General features: G+C 62.4%; 14 protein-coding genes. 8 read left to right on the top strand and 6 right to left on the bottom strand.

The genetic code is table 11. The features are described from left to right. Positions 1-113 precede the first annotated feature (113 nt). A complete protein-coding gene (locus tag AB4N64_RS12575; protein WP_460125948.1) occupies positions 114-1,637 on the bottom strand; it encodes a sensor domain-containing diguanylate cyclase in 1,524 nt (507 codons plus the stop codon). 290 nt (positions 1,638-1,927) lie between these two features. Here AB4N64_RS12575 and AB4N64_RS12570 point away from each other — a divergent pair, with 290 nt between their 5' ends. The 4 genes from AB4N64_RS12570 (at position 1,928) to AB4N64_RS12555 (ending at position 7,070) form a co-directional block, all read left to right on the top strand. Continuing rightward, the gene (locus AB4N64_RS12570; protein ID WP_460125946.1) at positions 1,928-2,836 is read left to right on the top strand and encodes an AraC family transcriptional regulator; all 909 of its coding nucleotides are present in this window, start codon (positions 1,928-1,930) and stop codon (positions 2,834-2,836) included. A gap of 160 nt (positions 2,837-2,996) precedes the next feature. Then, complete coding sequence (locus tag AB4N64_RS12565) at positions 2,997-3,464, top strand: (2Fe-2S)-binding protein (protein WP_460125944.1); 468 nt, start codon at positions 2,997-2,999, stop codon at positions 3,462-3,464. After that, a complete protein-coding gene (locus AB4N64_RS12560; protein WP_460125942.1) occupies positions 3,464-5,704 on the top strand; it encodes a xanthine dehydrogenase family protein molybdopterin-binding subunit in 2,241 nt (746 codons plus the stop codon). Before AB4N64_RS12565 ends, AB4N64_RS12560 begins: the two co-directional genes overlap by 1 nt. Before the next feature lie 16 nt (positions 5,705-5,720). Continuing rightward, positions 5,721-7,070 carry a c-type cytochrome gene (locus AB4N64_RS12555; RefSeq protein ID WP_460125940.1) on the top strand — a complete coding sequence of 450 codons (1,350 nt, stop codon included), beginning with the start codon at positions 5,721-5,723 and terminating at the stop codon, positions 7,068-7,070. Between the two features lie 190 nt (positions 7,071-7,260). Here AB4N64_RS12555 and AB4N64_RS12550 read toward each other — a convergent pair whose 3' ends face one another. Then, positions 7,261-8,841: a GMC family oxidoreductase gene (locus AB4N64_RS12550; protein ID WP_460125938.1), complete on the bottom strand. Its 1,581-nt coding sequence runs from the start codon at positions 8,839-8,841 to the stop codon at positions 7,261-7,263. A 117-nt stretch (positions 8,842-8,958) separates the two neighbouring features. Further along, complete coding sequence (locus tag AB4N64_RS12545; RefSeq protein WP_460125936.1) at positions 8,959-9,873, bottom strand: LysR family transcriptional regulator; 915 nt, start codon at positions 9,871-9,873, stop codon at positions 8,959-8,961. Between the two features lie 111 nt (positions 9,874-9,984). On the opposite strand from AB4N64_RS12545, the gene AB4N64_RS12540 reads away from it, so the two are divergent. Continuing rightward, positions 9,985-10,758, top strand: coding sequence for an SDR family oxidoreductase (locus AB4N64_RS12540; protein WP_460125934.1), 774 nt, complete (start codon positions 9,985-9,987; stop codon positions 10,756-10,758). Here the strand turns inward: AB4N64_RS12540 and AB4N64_RS12535 are convergent. Beyond that, the gene (locus AB4N64_RS12535; RefSeq protein ID WP_460125932.1) at positions 10,755-11,570 is read right to left on the bottom strand and encodes a helix-turn-helix domain-containing protein; all 816 of its coding nucleotides are present in this window, start codon (positions 11,568-11,570) and stop codon (positions 10,755-10,757) included. The genes AB4N64_RS12540 and AB4N64_RS12535 overlap by 4 nt on opposite strands. 108 nt (positions 11,571-11,678) lie before the next feature. Between AB4N64_RS12535 and AB4N64_RS12530 the strand changes: the two genes are divergently transcribed. Continuing rightward, positions 11,679-11,981, top strand: a complete 303-nt coding sequence (locus tag AB4N64_RS12530) for a DUF2834 domain-containing protein (RefSeq protein WP_460125930.1) — start codon at positions 11,679-11,681, stop codon at positions 11,979-11,981. Between the two features lie 71 nt (positions 11,982-12,052). Here AB4N64_RS12530 and AB4N64_RS12525 read toward each other — a convergent pair whose 3' ends face one another. Both AB4N64_RS12525 and AB4N64_RS12520 read right to left on the bottom strand, forming a co-directional pair. Beyond that, positions 12,053-12,361 (bottom strand): AzlD family protein, encoded by a 309-nt coding sequence (locus tag AB4N64_RS12525; protein WP_368558079.1) that lies wholly within the window; start codon positions 12,359-12,361, stop codon positions 12,053-12,055. Next, entirely contained in the window at positions 12,351-13,067 is a 717-nt protein-coding gene (locus AB4N64_RS12520) for an AzlC family ABC transporter permease (RefSeq protein ID WP_460125928.1), read from the bottom strand. The genes AB4N64_RS12525 and AB4N64_RS12520 overlap by 11 nt, the downstream gene beginning before the upstream one ends. Before the next feature lie 118 nt (positions 13,068-13,185). Here AB4N64_RS12520 and AB4N64_RS12515 point away from each other — a divergent pair, with 118 nt between their 5' ends. Beyond that, complete coding sequence (locus AB4N64_RS12515) at positions 13,186-14,055, top strand: LysR family transcriptional regulator (RefSeq protein ID WP_460125926.1); 870 nt, start codon at positions 13,186-13,188, stop codon at positions 14,053-14,055. 116 nt (positions 14,056-14,171) lie between these two features. Continuing rightward, positions 14,172-16,172, top strand: a complete 2,001-nt coding sequence (locus AB4N64_RS12510; RefSeq protein ID WP_460125924.1) for a peptidase U32 family protein — start codon at positions 14,172-14,174, stop codon at positions 16,170-16,172. Positions 16,173-16,215 lie beyond the last annotated feature (43 nt).

The following is a 16,215-nucleotide window of genomic DNA, read 5'->3' as shown; positions in this document are numbered from 1 at the left end:
CGGTATGCCGAGATTTTGCGGTGAGCGCGCAACACTGTAGGAGCGAGCTTGCTCGCGATGGTCGTCAACGATAACGCGGGTTGTCTGGATGCCCGCGGTGTCCGGTAGAGCAATCAATGATGGGCCATCGCGGCCCAATGTCCCTCGGCCAACTGATTACGCCCCTGCGCCTTGGCGGCATAGAGCGCCGCATCGGCCACCTCGATCACCCCTTGTAGAGGCTCCAGCTGGGCGCCCGTTGCCGTGACGATCCCAATACTCACGGTTACCCGTCCAAAAGGACTGGCGTCGTGGGCAATGTTCTCGAACTGCAATCGTTGGAGAATGCTGTGTGCCACGACCACGGCACCTTCTGTGCTGGTGTTGGGCATGATGACGGCTATTTCTTCTCCGCCATAGCGTGCCACCAGATCGGAGGGCCGCCTGACACACTCTTCGAGGATACGACCGACTGTTTGCAGGCACGCGTCGCCGGCGACATGCCCGTAGGCGTCGTTGAAACGCTTGAAGTAATCGATATCGAGCATCAGCAAAGCCAACGACGTGCCTTCGCGCTGCGCCCGCCGCGCTTCCCTGGCCAGGCTCTCGTCAAAACAGCGCCGATTGGCGAGGCCGGTCAGCGCGTCCTTCATCGCCAGCAATTCAAGCTGCCCGTTCGACGAAAGCAATTGCTGCTGAGTCGTCAGCAGTTGGGCCTCTACCTGGGTTCGACGACGGATATCCAGGATCAAAAACCACCCGATGAGGCCGGTAAGACCCAGAAGCCCGGTCACGACGACTGCCGACAGCAAAGCCTCCATGCGCCACGCCGCCAGCGACTCTTGTTTCCCAAGGGCGACCGTCGTGACCAGTGGCAATACGTCACTCTTTCGGAAGGCATAAAGCCGCTCTACGCCATCCAGGCTGGAGGTAAACGAGGCGGTGCCGACAGATTGATCGACAAGATACTTCGCATAGATGGGCGACTTGGAAAAGTTGCGGCCCATGTCCTGCTCTCGGAAGGGATAACGCACCAGCATCGTACCGTCGGTATAGGACAGCCCGATGGCCCCATCCTGGCCTACGTCGATCTTTCCAAACAGTCGAAGAAAGTTCTCGATGCCCAGGGTGACTGCGACGACTCCGGCAAACTGGCCTTGACCATCATTGAAGCGTCGACTGACGGTGATGACCCATTCCTGGTTGGAACGGCTTTGGATCGGTGGGCCAATAAAGGTCTCACGGGAGGGATCGTTGCGATGATGAACGAAATAGGCCCGATCACGGCTGTTCGCCCCAGCCGGAATCGGCCTGTTGGAAGACATCAGCCAGTTTCCCTGATTATCGTAGACCGTCACGCCACTGAGCTGTGGCATCAGTGGCTGCTGTCGATTGATCAGCGAAGTGAATCGCTCTATCTGGGCCGGCCCGCTGCCTTCGGTTTCCAGGCGTTCGACGAGGCCAAGCAGCAGGAGCGAGCTCTGGCGGACAATGCCTTCGGAGTAGGTTTCCAGCGCCTGGGTGAGGTTCAACCCCTGGATGTTCGCTGCTTCCAGCACTTTTTCTCGGGACGCTATTACCTTCCAGATAGTCAGCGACGCCAGAGAAAAACCGATCACCAACATCAAAAGCACTACAAGCCGGGTATCACGCTTCACGTCACTACCTTATGGAAAGTCCTTTTCACATCCCAACAACAGTATGGAACAGGTTAATAGCTGCGGCTGTTTGCCCTCATGTTGCCAAGGATACAAGCTGCGATACGTTGCTGCAGCAACAGATTCAGAGCAAGGCAAGTGCGCCTTGACTCATGCCTTGGTCGTTGTAACGAACGCCCCCCACTTGCGCAATCCGATCGAATCCTTGCCTGATCCTATGAACATGCAGGGTAATGGATAGGAATGATGGAACTCAAAGGCTACAGTCTGGCCATCAGGAGTCCTTCATCATGCGCCATGTCAATCCCAGCCAGGAATCGTCACTGGCCTTGAATATCGACCCGCGTGTCACTCACACGGGTGATTTTGCAACGTCGATTCCCGGGCTGGCTTTGTTTCGTCGCGACCAACCGATGGCACCTGCCGTGTGCATGGTCGAGCCAAGCCTGATTCTGGTGGCCCGGGGCGAAAAGCGTTTGTGGGTGGGCGGCGAGAGCTACCGTTACGACCGTAGCGGCTTTCTGATTACCTCTCTGGACTTACCGGCCAATTCCGAAGTGCTGGTTGCCAGCCGCGAGGAGCCCTGTGTCGGGCTGGTCCTGAAACTGGATGTGCCGATGCTGGCCGAAGTCATCGCCAAGGGCGGTATGCCTGCAACCCGCAGTCGTACGATCGACAAGGGCGTCGGCATCGGCACCATGACCACGGCGCTGGACGAGGCGCTCAATCGCCTGGTGGCGCTGCTCGATGAGCCCGAGGCGATTGCGGTGCTCGCGCCGTTGATCCTGCGTGAGGTTCATTACCGTTTGCTCAAGAGCGATCAAGCCGCGCGGTTGCGTCAGATCACGGCGGTGGACGGGCAGGGTTATCGCATTGCCAAGGCCATCGACTGGCTCAAGCTCAACTACACCATTCCTTTGCGGATCGACGAACTGGCGGCCCGGGTACAAATGAGCGCGCCGACCTTTCACCACCATTTCCGTCAACTGACTGCCATGAGCCCGTTGCAATATCAGAAATGGCTGCGCCTGAACGAAGCGCGGCGATTGATGCTCAGTGACCGCCTGGATGTGTCGCGGGCGGCATTTGCGGTAGGTTACGAAAGCCCGTCGCAGTTCAGTCGTGAGTACGGGCGGATGTTTGGCAGTGCACCCAGAAATGACATAGCCAGCCTGCGCGGCCAACCGGAGACCTTGTAGGAGCGAGCTTGCTCGCGATAGGGCCGTCAATTCCTGCAACAACATTGCCTGACACACCGCCATCGCGAGCAATCGAGCGTCGACCGGCTGCTCCTACAGTGGATTGGCGGTGTTTTAAAAACATAACTAGCCACACCAACCGATGATCAGCGGGTGAACCATGGAACTACGAATCAACCAGAAGACTTATCAGGTCGACGCCGACGCCGATACGCCCCTGCTGTGGGTGATTCGCGATGACCTGGGCATGACCGGCACCAAATATGGCTGCGGGCTGGCGCAGTGCGGTGCGTGCTCCGTGCTGGTGGACGGCAACGTCGTGCGCTCCTGCGTGACGCCGGTGGCCGGTGTGGTCGGTCGCGAAGTGACCACGATCGAGGCGATCGAGGCCGATGAAGTCGGCAAACGCGTGGTGGCGACCTGGGTCGAACACCAGGTGGCCCAGTGCGGCTACTGCCAGTCCGGCCAGGTCATGGCCGCCACGGCACTGCTGAAAAACAACCCCAACCCCAACGATGCCCAGATCGAGGCAGCGATGGTCAACCTCTGCCGCTGCGGCACCTATAACGCCATCCAGGCCGCCGTCCATGATCTGGCGGGCCAGCCTGCAACGAAGGGGGATGCCTGATGAACGCGCCTATCGATTCTGCACAAGCGTCCTTGCTGACCGACCCGGTCAACGTCTCCCGGCGCCGCTTCCTTGCCGGCACGGCCGTGGGCGCGCTGGTACTCGGTTTCGGCCTGCCGCTCGGTTCGGCGCGTGTTCAGGCGGCTGCCACTGTCGCCGGAGAACGTGGCACCCAGGTGCCGGCATTCCTGGAAATCCGTCCCGATAACACCGTGCGCCTGCTGTGCCCCTTCATGGAAGGCGGGCAGGGCACCTACACCGCCATGGCGCAGATCGTTGGCGAAGAACTGGATGCCGATCCGGCGACTTTCCTGGTTGAAGCCGCGCCACCGGGCGAGGCTTATGTGGTGATGGAAAACGGCATGCGCATCACTGGCGGCAGCATGTCGGTGCGCATGAGCTACCCGACGATGCGTCGCCTGGGTGCTTTGGCCCGGGCCATGATGCTGCAGGCCGGTGCCGAAAAACTCGGTGTACCGGTGGGCGAATTGACCACCGAGCCTGGCAAGGTGGTACACGCCGCATCGGGTCGGTCAGTGGCCTACGGCGAGCTGGCCGAGCGCGCCATGGACCTGCCGGTGCCGGATCCTGCGAGTGTGAAATTGCGCGACCCGAGCCAGTTCCGTTGGATCGGCAAACCCGTCAAGCGCGTCGACGCCTACGACAAGTCAACCGGCAAGGCGCTCTACAGCATCGACCTGAAAGTCGACGACATGCTGCACGCTGCGGTGCAACACGCGCCGCGCCTGGGCATGACCATTGGCAACCTGCGTAACGAAGAGCAGGTCAAGGCCATGAAAGGCGTGCACTCGGTGCATCGCCTGCCCGGCGCGGTGGCGGTGGTGGCCGAGCGCTGGTGGCATGCCAAACGCGCGGTGGAAGCGGTGCAAGTCGACTGGCTGGAACCGGGCGCCGACTCCAAGGTGCGGCCAATGCCGGCGGATTTTTCCAGCGATGATTACATCAAACGCCTGGCTGCCGAGAAGGGGCCGGCTCGTGACAGCGAAAACGAAGGCGATGTTGCCGGGGCTTTGGCCCGCGCCAAGAGCAAAATCGAGGCGACGTACCACAATCAGTACCTCAACCACGGTCAGTTGGAGCCACCTTCGGCGCTGGCACGCTATAACCCGGATGGCTCCCTGGAAGTCTGGCTTCCCAACCAGGCACCGGACATGTTCCGCGCCGACATCGCTAAGCGCACCGGCCTTGATGCTTCGCGCATCACCTTGCATTCGCCGTTGCTGGGTGGTTTTTTTGGCCGGCATTTCCTTTACGACTCGGCCAATCCTTACCCGCAGGCCATCGAGCTGGCCAAGGCCGTAGGACGCCCGGTCAAGCTGATCTGGACCCGTGAGGAGGAATTTGTGCGGGACGCGTATCGGCCCGTCGCGGCGGTCAATTTTCGCGCGGCTCTGGACGCTGACGGCCTGCCGATCGCCATCGAAGCGATCAGCGCCACCGAAGGCCCCACCGAAGCCCTCGCCGGCAAGCAGGGCGAGAAAAACGACCCGACGGCCCTCGAAGGCCTGGCCGGCAAGTCGTACGCGATCCCCAACAAGCGGATTGCGCAGATTTACGTCAAAGGCCCGATGATGCTCGGCTACTGGCGGTCGGTGGGCAATTCGCTCAATGACTTCTTCTACGAAGCGTTCCTCGATGAAATCGCCGACAAGGGGGGCAAGGACCCGTTCGAACTGCGCCTGCACCTGCTGCGCGACAACCAGCGCCTGACCACGCTGCTTAACGCCGTGGGCGAGTTGTCCGGTGGCTGGAAACGCGGCCCGTTCACCGCCGAAGACGGCAGCAAGCGCGCCCGTGGCGTGGCCATGGCTTCGCCGTTTGGCACGCAGACGGCTGTGATCGCCGAAGTATCGATCGAGAACGGCCAGGTCAGGGTTCACGATATCTGGCAGGCGATCGACCCGGGCAGCATCGTCAATCCGGCCATTGTCGAGGCCCAGGTCAATGGGGCGGTCGCATTGGGGCTGTCGCAGACGCTGGTGGAGGAGGCGGTGTACATCGACGGCAAGCCTCGTGCACGCAACTACGATTTGTATCCGATCCTGCCGCCTTCACGGATGGCCCGGGTGCACGTGCGCATTGTCGAAAGCGGGGAGAAAATGGGGGGCATCGGTGAGCCGCCGTTGCCGGCGGTAGCGCCGGCCGTGGCCAATGCGGTGGCAACGCTCACGGGGCAGCGTATCCGCAGCATGCCGTTAAGCCGATACACCTTCACTTGACCCGCCCGGAGCGCCCATGAATAACCGCCGATTCGCAAGAACCGCTTGCTGGTTGGCCGTGCCGTGCCTGATCGCGGCCGGCCTGCTGGCCTGGTATGTCACCCGCGAGCCTGCCTCGCCTTTGCCAAACGAGCCGGCCGCTGTGGCCGATATCGACCCGGCCCTGGTCACCCGTGGCGAGTACGTCGCCCGGCTCAGCGACTGCGTGGCCTGCCACAGCGTGCCCGGTGGCGCACCGTTTGCCGGCGGCCTGGAAATGGCCACGCCGCTGGGCAACATCCACGCCACCAACGTCACCCCGGACCGCGACACCGGCATTGGCGGCTACAGCCTCGCCGACTTCGACCGCGCCGTGCGCCACGGCGTCGCGCCGGGTGGTCGGCGGTTGTACCCGGCCATGCCATACCCGTCCTACGCCAAGCTCAGCGACGATGATGTACGCGCGTTGTATGCGTTCTTCATGAAAGGCGTGGCGCCGGTCAAGCAAGCGAATATCCCCAGTGACATTCCCTGGCCTTTGAACCTGCGCTGGCCCATCGCTCTGTGGAATGGCGTGTTCACCGACTCCGCGCCCTACGTGGACAAGCATGCCAAGGACGAACTGTGGAACCGCGGCGCCTACATCGTCCAGGGTGCCGGCCATTGCGGCAGTTGCCATACACCTCGTGGCTTGGCGTTCAACGAAAAGGCACTGGATGAAAGCGGCACGCCGTTTCTCGCCGGCGCCTTGCTCGATGGCTGGTACGCGCCGAGCCTGCGCGACGATCACAACACCGGTCTGGGTCGCTGGAGCGAGCCGGACATCGTGCAGTTCCTCAAGACTGGCCGCAATAAACATGCGGTGGTCTATGGCTCGATGACCGAAGCGTTCAACAATTCCACGCAGTTCATGAGCGATGACGATCTGGCGGCGATAGCGCGTTACCTGAAATCGTTGCCCGGCGACCCTCAGCGCGACGGCACGCCCTGGCAATACCAACCGGTGGCCGCCACCGCGCTCGAGACGCCGGGAGGCCATACCTATGCGACCCGCTGCGCGTCCTGTCACGGTGCCGATGGCAAGGGGCAGCCGGAGTGGATGCCGCCGCTGGCCGGTGCCACGTCCGCCTTGGCCAAGGAAAGCGCGTCGGCGATCAACATCACCCTCAACGGCTCGCAGCGCGTGGTCGCCGCCGGTGTGCCGGACGCCTACCGCATGCCGGCGTTTCGCGAGCAGTTGTCGGACCAGCAGATTGCCGAAGTCCTGACGTTCATGCGCAGCAACTGGGGCAACCAGGCGGGGGCGGTGGATGCACAGGCGGTCGGCAAGCTGCGCGAGCACACCGACCCGGCCAGCAGCACCCCGATCATCCTGCAGATGCGCTAAGGAGAGCGAGCTTGCTCGCGATGAACGATCAGGCACCGCGGGCGTTCAGGCATCCCGCGTCATCGTTGATGTCCAACGCGACGGTGCGACGATTCGACAAGCCCGCTCCCACAGTTGACCGCATTCCCCTGTAGGAGCGGGCTTGCCCGCGATGAACGCCCAGGCACCGCGTTGATTCAGGCATGCCGCGTCAAGGTTGGCGACCCTCGTGGCGGTGCGACGACTCGACAGGCTCCTCCCCGCAGGTCTGCGCCAATATGAGGTCGGCGGCGCGCTCGCCGATCACGACGCATGGCGCCATGGTGTTGCCGGCCGTGATGCGCGGCATGATGGATGAGTCCGCGATCCGCAAGCCTTCGATGCCATACACTTTGAGTCGATGATCAACCACGGACAACGCATCTCGACCCATCTTCGCGGTGCAGGACTGGTGCCAGTAGGTCACCGCTGATTGGCGGATGAACCGCTCCATCGCGCGTCGATCACGCTGGCCGGGGACCACCTCTCGCTGCACGAGGCCAGCGAGGGCCTGGCTGTTGCCAAGCTCGCGGCACAATTGGATGGACGCGAGCGCAGCGGTCATGTCCTCGGGAGCGCTGAGCGAGTTCGCCTCGATCAGCATGTCGTCCAGCGGGCCCGCACCGGACAGACGCAAGCGCCCCCGGCTCGCCGGGCGCGCAAGGCCGGCGAACATCGTCCAGCCATGCGCCGGCGCCTCGACACCCACCTCACGCGGCGAGGGAACCGCAAATTCCAATTGGCACTGCAGCAAATCCGGTGCATCCAGACGGGCATCGCTTTTCCAGTACAACGTTGTCTCGCAACCACTACCACCGATGGCCTGAGGCTGTCGATAAGCCCAGGTGCAGCCGAAGGCCACATGGTCCTGGTGATTCTGTCCGACCCCAGGCAGGTGATTGATCACTTCGATACCATGGGCGCGAAGCTCATCATCCGGCCCTATGCCCGATTGCATGAGCACCTTCGGAGTGTTCACCGCGCCCATCGACAGCACAACTTCCTGTTCAGCGTAGAAGCAGCGACGCTGGTTTGCGCTCACGACCTCCACGCCGATCGCACGGGTCCCCCTGAACAGCACACGCGACACCAGTGCCCCGGTGAGGACGGTCAGGTTTGGCTGGTGCAGCCGAGGCTTGATGTACGAGTCATACACCGACTCGCGCTGGCCCTGGTTGATGCGCAGATCCGCAATCGCGATCCCGCCGTGGCCCTCCATCATCTCGCCGTTGGCACTGTCGAACCGAGGAATACCGAGTCCGCTCGCCGCCTCCAGGGTCGCCCAGGCCAGTGGCTGCGGGGCGGTTGGCTGAGACACATGAACCGGGCCTGTCGTACCCCGGCGCTGCGCATCGGGCCGGCCTTGCCAGTTTTCGATGCGAGCGTAATAGCGCAGTACCGAGTCATAGCCCCAGCCCAGGTCCCCCGACTCGGCAGCGAAGTGATCCCAGTCCGAGCGATGCCCCCGCGCCCAGACCATCACGTTGATGCTCGAACCGCCACCCAGTCCCTTGCCCATATTCAATGGCAGGCGTCGGCCATCCAGATGGGCATTGGGTTGTGCTTCGAACCCCCAATCGCGTTCCGTACCCAGGTTCAATGGCCATTGTCCAGGCTCTGTGACCTCGGGACCGAAGTATCCCTGTCCGGCTTCGATCAACAGGACCCGAAGGTCGGGTCGGTCGGCCAGTCGGGCGGCGACGACGCAACCGGACGTACCGGCTCCGCAGACGATGAAATCGTAATGGCTCATGCGTCACCTCCGCTGAAGGTGATGCTGATGCGTGTTGATCTGATTGTTTGCATGGTTGAGCTCCCTTTGAGGAAGCCCGGATTCTGCTGCCCCGTCTGGTCGCCCGGTATCGGTTGTTTATCCGACCCCTGGAGAGACCGGGTTGGCGCGTGCCAGGGCGGTGAATGCCTTGAGCGCGGCGCTGGGATTGCGTCGGTTGGGGTAGTACAGGCAGAGGTCGTCCCGGGGTGGCGTCCAGTCTTCCAGCACCCGCTCGAAGGTGCCGTTCTCGATTTCTTCCAACACATCCTGCTCCATGAAAAAACCCAGCCCCACACCAGCCTTCACGGCGGCCTTGGCCACGCCAGGCTCATCGAGCGTGAGGGGGCCGTTGACTTCAAGCCGGGTCACTTCACCTTCGTACTCGAAATGCCAAGGATAGATCGCACCGTTGGGTAAACGGATTCGCAAGCACGGATGGCTGACGAGATCGGCGGGTGTGCGAGGTCGGCCGTGTTCGGCGAAGTACGCGGCGGAGCCGACCACCGCGTAGCGTTGCCGTTGCCCCAGCGAAATCACGATCATGTCGCTGGGCACCAGGTTCGCGGACCGTACGCCGAAATCGAAACCCTCAGCGACGATATCGACCAGTCGGCCCTCGGTCACGATGTCGATGTGTACCTGGGGGTACTGCCGCAAGTACTCCAGCACCAGCGGCAGCAGTGCGGCGCGGGCGGCACTGGCAAAGGCGTTGATGCGCAGTACCCCCGAAGGTCCGGAACTGTGGGATTGCACCGCGTCGAGCGCGGCGCGCACATCCTGCAAGGCCGGGCCAACCTGCTCCAGAAACAGCCTGCCGGCTTCGGTCAGCGACACGCTGCGTGTGGTGCGATTGAACAGGCGCGTGGCGAGATGGGCTTCCAGACGAGCGATGGTGTTGCTCAACGCAGTCGTTGAAACGCCCAGGTCGATCGACGCCTGCCGAAACGATGCCCTGCGTGCCACGGCGATGACGGCGTCCAGGTCGTTGAGGCAGAGGCGCGGGTCTGACATTGGATAGTCCTGTCTGGCGGGATAGGTCATTCATATTTGTCCCAGTTGAGCAAACTATCCCGCGAGCGGCAAGATCCGGGGTATTCAATCAGTGAGACAGGAGAGCAAGTCATGAACCTCGAATTGAACGGCAAACGAGTCCTTGTCACCGGCGGAACACAAGGGGTCGGCCAGGCTGTCGTCAAGCTTCTCGTGGCCGAAGGTGCCAAGGTCGTGACGTCGGCGCGGCATCCGACCGATGAGGTCCCGAATGTTTTGTTCGTCCCGGCCGACCTCTCGACCCGCGAAGGTTGCGCCGCGCTGGTCACCGCCATCCAGCAACACCTGGGTGGTGTGGACATCATCGTCCACGTGCTGGGTGGCTCCTCATCACCCGGTGGCGGCTTTGTGGCGCTGGGCGAAGAACAATGGCAGCGTGAGTTCGACCTCAACCTGCTGCCGGCCGTACGCCTGGATCGAGCCTTGCTGCCGGACATGATCGAGCGCAAAACGGGCGTGATCATCCACGTGACGTCGATCCAGAGTCGCCTGCCGCTGCCCGAAGCCACCACCGCTTATGCCGCCGCCAAGGCGGCGCTGTCGACCTACAGCAAAAGCCTGTCGAAGGAAGTTTCGCCAAAAGGTGTGCGGGTGGTGCGGGTGTCGCCGGGATGGATCGAAACCGAGGCCTCTGTGGCCCTGGCGGAGCGACTGGCCCTGGAGGCCGGCACGGATTACGAGGGCGGCAAGCAAATCATCATGGACTCACTGGGCGGCATCCCGCTGGGCCGACCCTCGACGCCGTCGGAAGTGGCTGACCTCGTCGTTTTCCTGGCTTCGTCCCGTGCGGCGTCCATTACCGGGAGTGAGTTCGTGATTGATGGGGGGACGGTGCCGACGGTTTAACGGGAGACCTGCCACTGACTGAACGCCGTGTTCATCGCTTGCCACGTCTCACCATCAGCCGGGATCAAATGTTCGATACGCAACGACTCGACCGTAATGTCCAGCGGCATGCCGAACGTGGTGAACGTGGACAGGAAATTCAGCTCGCCGTAGCTCGAGCGCACGCGGGTCAGTACCACGGGCGCAGGCGTGGTGTTCAACGCCACGGCCGGCGCGCCCGGCATGTCCCGCAGCCGCCGCGCCAGCTCGGGGTTGCTCAGCGCTTCTCTGGCGGCGCGCTGCCAGGCGATGGCGCGTATCTCGTCGGCGTTGACCAGATGATCCCCCAGGCCACCGGGGCGTAACAGCGTGTCCAGCAAGTTCAGACCGGAGAGGCCGTTGGCGTCGATACCCACCATGGTCAGCAGCAGGCCGGTGCTGGCATTGGCGGCGGTGACATTCCAGTGGCTGTCGATGACGATGGCGGGCGCCGGGTTGTTCGCCTGCAAAATGTGCTCGACCGCATCAGACACCATCTTCAGCGTCGGCGCGTTGGCCCCGGATACGACGTAGCGCGGGGCAAAACCTGCCGCGAGGAAAATCTCGTTGCAGTGCTCCAGCGGCACATCCATCGCCGAAAGCAGGGCGTGCAGCGTGCTGGGGCTCGCCTTGGCACGGGCGGTTTCCACGCAGCTCAAGTGGCGCTGGGAAACCCCGGCGAGCAGGGCAAGCTGCATTTGGCTCAGCCCTGCCTGACGACGCAGCCGGCGCAGTTGCTCACCCGCGCAGGTGCCTGTCGCCGGGCTGGTTGGGTGGAAAGGTAGGTGGCTCATGCTTGAACTCTGGCTGTCCTTGTGAAGAGTGTCCATGACCTGTCAGGTCATTGAGGCAGGGCCGACTCTAACACTACCTTGGCGCAACCACTCACCAGGGAGAACAGGATGAGAATCAACTACCTCGCGCTGACCGTATTGATCGTGTTCACGCTCTACACCGGCTGGACGATGACGATCGCACAGCAATCGCTCGTGGCGTTCGGCCTGCAACTGCTGGCGCGCCCCGATACCGCACAGGTGGTCATCGACCTGTACTTGATGGCAGCACTGGCCTGTATCTGGATGGTTAACGACAGCCGATCGCGAGGCGGTAGCTGGCTCGGCGTAGTGCCGTATCTATTGATCACGGCAGTGTTCGTCTCGGCGGGCCCCTTGTTGTACATCGCGTTGAGGAAGCGCAGGCCATGAGCATCGTCCTGTCGGTCATCACAGTGCAAGTGTGTGAGGGACCTCTTCGGGCCGCTGTCGTTTGAGGCGGCTCAGAAATGCCTGAACACCGCCGCCGCCAACACCCCAGCAGCAATGGCCGGCAAAGGTTTCTTCAACACCAACATGGTTGCCGCCGTAGTCAGCAGTGCCAGGCGTGCGGCGTTGTCGCCTTCCAGTGCCATGGGCGCGAGGAGGGCGACCAGCACCGAGCCGGACATCGCACCGATGAACTGCTTGACCCGATAGCCGATGGGCACGAAGGACATCACATAGACGCCGCCCCAGCGGGTGGCCAAAGTCACCACGGCCATGATCAGCACGACGATGAAGGCGCCAGAGCCTGCGGTTTCAATGTTCATGCTTGTGCTCCGTCCACAGGGTCCCGGTAATGCCGCCGGCAACCGCGCCGACCACCACATGGCTGTTTTCCGGCAGGTACCGGTAGGCCAGCAACGACGCGCAGGCGGCGACGAACCAGATCACCAGCAGGCGCAGGTTCTTGTCGCCGCCCACCACCATCGCCAGCAGGAAGCAGCCCATTACCATGTCCAGGCCCAGCGCCTTGGGGTCGTGCAGGGTCCCGGCGAAAACCACGCCCAGCCATGTGCCGATCACCCACGACAGCCACAATGCCAGCCCGCCGCCGAGTAACAGGCCCAGCCCAGGTTGACGGTTGCCGAAGGCTTGCATCGACAGCGCCCAGTTGGCATCGGAAGCCACCAGCATCACCGCGTAACGCTTCCTGGGTGGCACATGTTGCAGCCACTCGTAGAGTGTGGCGCCCATGAGCAGGTGTCGGGCGTTGATGGCGAAAACGGTGATGGCCAGGGTGATCAGCGACACATCCGGCCCCCACAATTCCAGCGCGGCGAATTGCGAGGCGCCGGCAAACACCAGGGTGCTCATGGCCACGATGATCGACTCGCTGAGGCCCGCCTGGCTGGCCGCCAGGCCGAAAGCAGCGCCGAACACCACCACGAACAGGGAGATGGGCGCCAGTTTGGTGAATCCGACCCACACCATCTGGCGGTTGAATTCGTGCAGGTTGTCGTCGGCGTGTGTCATGCCGTGGGTATGTCCTTGCTGGGAGATTGTTCAGGGTCACTATGCCTGTTTCCCGGCATTAAGAAAAACGTATAAATCACTGATAAGCTATTCGCTAATCGAATAGTTGGGTGAGGCGATGAATTTCCAGGACTTGCAGATTGACTGGCTCAAATGCTTCGTGGCCGTGGTTGATGCGGGCTCCCTGTCGGGGGCAGCGCCTGAAGTGCATCGCAGCCAGTCGGCAGTCAGCATGCAGATCAAGAAGCTGGAAGCAGCCCTCACGTGTCAGTTGCTGGTGCGCGGCCCGCGCCAGCACCAGCTCACGCCCCAGGGGCAATTGCTGCTCGGTTACGCCCGGCGCATGCTCGACCTGCATGCAGAAACCCAGGCGGCCTTTCATGGCGAAGAGCTGAGCGGGCGGATTCGCCTTGGCGTGCCCGATGATTACGCGGCACGTTACCTGACGCCGGTGCTCAAGCGCTTCGCACCGAATTTCGGTGCGGTGGAGATCGAGCTGAACTGCGAGCAGTCGACGTCCTTGATTCCCCGGGTCAAGAGTGGCGACCTCGATCTGGCCCTGGTGTCCCGCGACAGCCCGCGCCATGGCACACTGCTGTTCCATGAACCGATGGTGTGGGTCGGGGATCCGCAGTTCCAGGTCTGGCGCCGTGACCCGCTGCCCATCGCCGTGTACGAGGACGCCAGCCTGGCCAAACGCACGGCCTTGCATTCCCTGGCGCTCCAGGGGCGGCGCTTCAAGGTGGTCTACAACAGCTCCAGCCTCGCCGGGCAGATTGCCGCCGTCGAAAGCGGCCTGGCCGTGGCCGTGCTGACCCATTGCAGCGCGCCGGCGCACTTGCAGATACTGGGCAGTGAACAGGGCCTGGGCCCGCTGGAACCCATGGAAGTCTCGGTGTTTCGCAGCCGCGCCTCGCGGGGCTCGAAGGCCGTGGACAGCCTGCATGACCTGCTGATCAGGACGCTGCGGCTGTCCGCGCCTGCCTGACCCAAATCGCAGCCAATCCACACTGCGCTCATGCATTCGGTCGCACCCCCGTGCCGTCCGGCCATTTGGCCGGTACAATGCGCAGTTCAACCGTGCCGAACCAGATAAAAAAACCTATGTCCTTGCCCAAGCATCACTTGGAACTGCTCAGCCCCGCCCGTGACGTGAGCATTGCCCGCGAAGCCATCCTGCATGGCGCTGACGCGATCTATATCGGCGGTCCGAGTTTCGGCGCCCGCCACAATGCCAGCAACGAGGTGAGTGACATCGCCGGGCTGGTGGAATTCGCCCATCGCTATCATGCCCGGGTGTTTACTACCATCAACACCATCCTGCACGACAACGAGCTGGAGCCGGCGCGCAAGTTGATCCACCAACTGTACGATGCCGGGGTCGATGCGTTGATCGTCCAGGACCTGGGCGTGATGGAGCTGGATATTCCGCCCATCGAGCTGCACGCCAGCACCCAGACCGACATCCGCACCCTCGAGCGGGCCAAGTTCCTCGATCAGGCCGGTTTCTCGCAGTTGGTGCTGGCCCGTGAGCTGAACCTCAAGGAAATTCGCGCCATTGCCGACGAAACCGAGGCGGCCATCGAGTTTTTCATCCATGGTGCGTTGTGCGTGGCGTTCTCCGGCCAATGCAACATTTCCCACGCGCAGACTGGCCGTAGCGCCAACCGTGGCGATTGCTCCCAGGCTTGCCGCCTGCCGTATACCCTCAAAGACGAAAAGGGTGGCGTGATCGCCTACGAAAAACACCTGTTGTCGATGAAGGACAACAACCAGAGCGCCAACATCCGCGCCCTGGTCGAAGCGGGTGTGCGTTCGTTCAAAATTGAAGGTCGCTATAAGGACATGGGCTATGTGAAGAACATCACCGCCTATTACCGTCAGCGCCTCGACGCCGTGCTCGAAGACCGCCCGGACCTGGCACGAGCCTCCAGTGGCCGCACCGCACACTTCTTCGTGCCCGATCCGGAAAAGACTTTCCATCGTGGCAGCACCGATTATTTCGTCAGCGATCGCAAGATCGATATCGGCGCCTTTGATTCGCCGACGTTCACCGGTTTGCCGGTAGGCGTGGTGGAAAAGGTCGGCAAGCGCGACATGCAGGTCGTGACCACCGAGCCTTTGTCCAACGGCGACGGTCTCAACGTGCTGGTCAAGCGCGAAGTGGTAGGTTTCCGCGCCAACATCGCAGAGGCCAGGGGTGAGTTCGAGGAGGAGGGCGAGAAGCGCTATCGCTACCGCGTCGAGCCCAACGAGATGCCGGAGGGCATGTACAAGCTGCGGCCTAACCATCCGTTGAGCCGCAACCTGGACCACAACTGGCAGCAGGCTTTGCTCAAGACCTCCGCTGAGCGACGCATCGGTTTGAGCTGGGTTGCCCAACTGGATGAGCAACGCCTGCACCTGACCGCGACCAGCGAAGAAGGCATCAGCGCCAGTGTGTCGCTGGACGGCCCATTCGGCCTGGCCAACAAGCCGGAACAGGCGCTGGAGCAATTGCGTGACCTGCTGGGCCAACTCGGCACCACCGAGTACCACGCCACTGATGTGAAGCTCGATGCGCCGCAGGCGTTCTTCATTCCCAACTCGCAGCTCAAGGCCCTGCGCCGTGAAGTGATCGAAGCCCTGACAGCCGCGCGTCTGGCGGCCCATCCACGGGGTGGTCGCAAGGCGGAAACCAACCCACCGCCCGTGTATCCGGAGTCGCACCTGTCTTTCCTGGCCAACGTCTACAACCAGAAGGCCCGCGATTTCTATCATCGTCACGGCGTGAAGTTGATCGACGCAGCGTATGAGGCGCATGAAGAAACGGGCGAAGTGCCGGTGATGATCACCAAGCACTGCCTGCGTTTCTCCTTCAATCTGTGCCCCAAACAGGCCAAGGGCGTCACGGGTGTGCGCACCAAGGTCGCGCCGATGCAGCTGGTGCACGGCAACGAGGTGCTGACCCTGAAGTTCGACTGCAAGCCGTGCGAAATGCATGTGATCGGCAAGATGAAAGGGCACATTCTTGGCCTGCCGTTACCGGGGAGCGTTGCGGAACCGGTGGTGGGTTACATCAGCCCCGAAGACCTGCTCAAGACCATTCCCCGCGCTCCGCACTGATGAAAACAAACCGGCCGAAATGGCCGGTTTTTTTGTGCCCTGT

The organism is Pseudomonas sp. S2_C03 (assembly GCF_054668405.1).
Note: the sequence above shows the minus strand (reverse complement) of the source record. Positions and strands in the feature narration are given on the sequence as shown.

Coding starts and splice junctions, on each gene's coding strand:
- AB4N64_RS12570 (WP_460125946.1), top strand. CDS start 1,928: ATGCGCCATGTCAATCCCAGCCAGGAATCGTCACTGGCCTTGAATATC.
- AB4N64_RS12565 (WP_460125944.1), top strand. CDS start 2,997: ATGGAACTACGAATCAACCAGAAGACTTATCAGGTCGACGCCGACGCC.
- AB4N64_RS12560 (WP_460125942.1), top strand. CDS start 3,464: ATGAACGCGCCTATCGATTCTGCACAAGCGTCCTTGCTGACCGACCCG.
- AB4N64_RS12555 (WP_460125940.1), top strand. CDS start 5,721: ATGAATAACCGCCGATTCGCAAGAACCGCTTGCTGGTTGGCCGTGCCG.
- AB4N64_RS12550 (WP_460125938.1), bottom strand. CDS start 8,841: ATGAGCCATTACGATTTCATCGTCTGCGGAGCCGGTACGTCCGGTTGC.
- AB4N64_RS12545 (WP_460125936.1), bottom strand. CDS start 9,873: ATGTCAGACCCGCGCCTCTGCCTCAACGACCTGGACGCCGTCATCGCC.
- AB4N64_RS12540 (WP_460125934.1), top strand. CDS start 9,985: ATGAACCTCGAATTGAACGGCAAACGAGTCCTTGTCACCGGCGGAACA.
- AB4N64_RS12535 (WP_460125932.1), bottom strand. CDS start 11,570: ATGAGCCACCTACCTTTCCACCCAACCAGCCCGGCGACAGGCACCTGC.
- AB4N64_RS12530 (WP_460125930.1), top strand. CDS start 11,679: ATGAGAATCAACTACCTCGCGCTGACCGTATTGATCGTGTTCACGCTC.
- AB4N64_RS12525 (WP_368558079.1), bottom strand. CDS start 12,361: ATGAACATTGAAACCGCAGGCTCTGGCGCCTTCATCGTCGTGCTGATC.
- AB4N64_RS12520 (WP_460125928.1), bottom strand. CDS start 13,067: ATGACACACGCCGACGACAACCTGCACGAATTCAACCGCCAGATGGTG.
- AB4N64_RS12515 (WP_460125926.1), top strand. CDS start 13,186: ATGAATTTCCAGGACTTGCAGATTGACTGGCTCAAATGCTTCGTGGCC.
- AB4N64_RS12510 (WP_460125924.1), top strand. CDS start 14,172: ATGTCCTTGCCCAAGCATCACTTGGAACTGCTCAGCCCCGCCCGTGAC.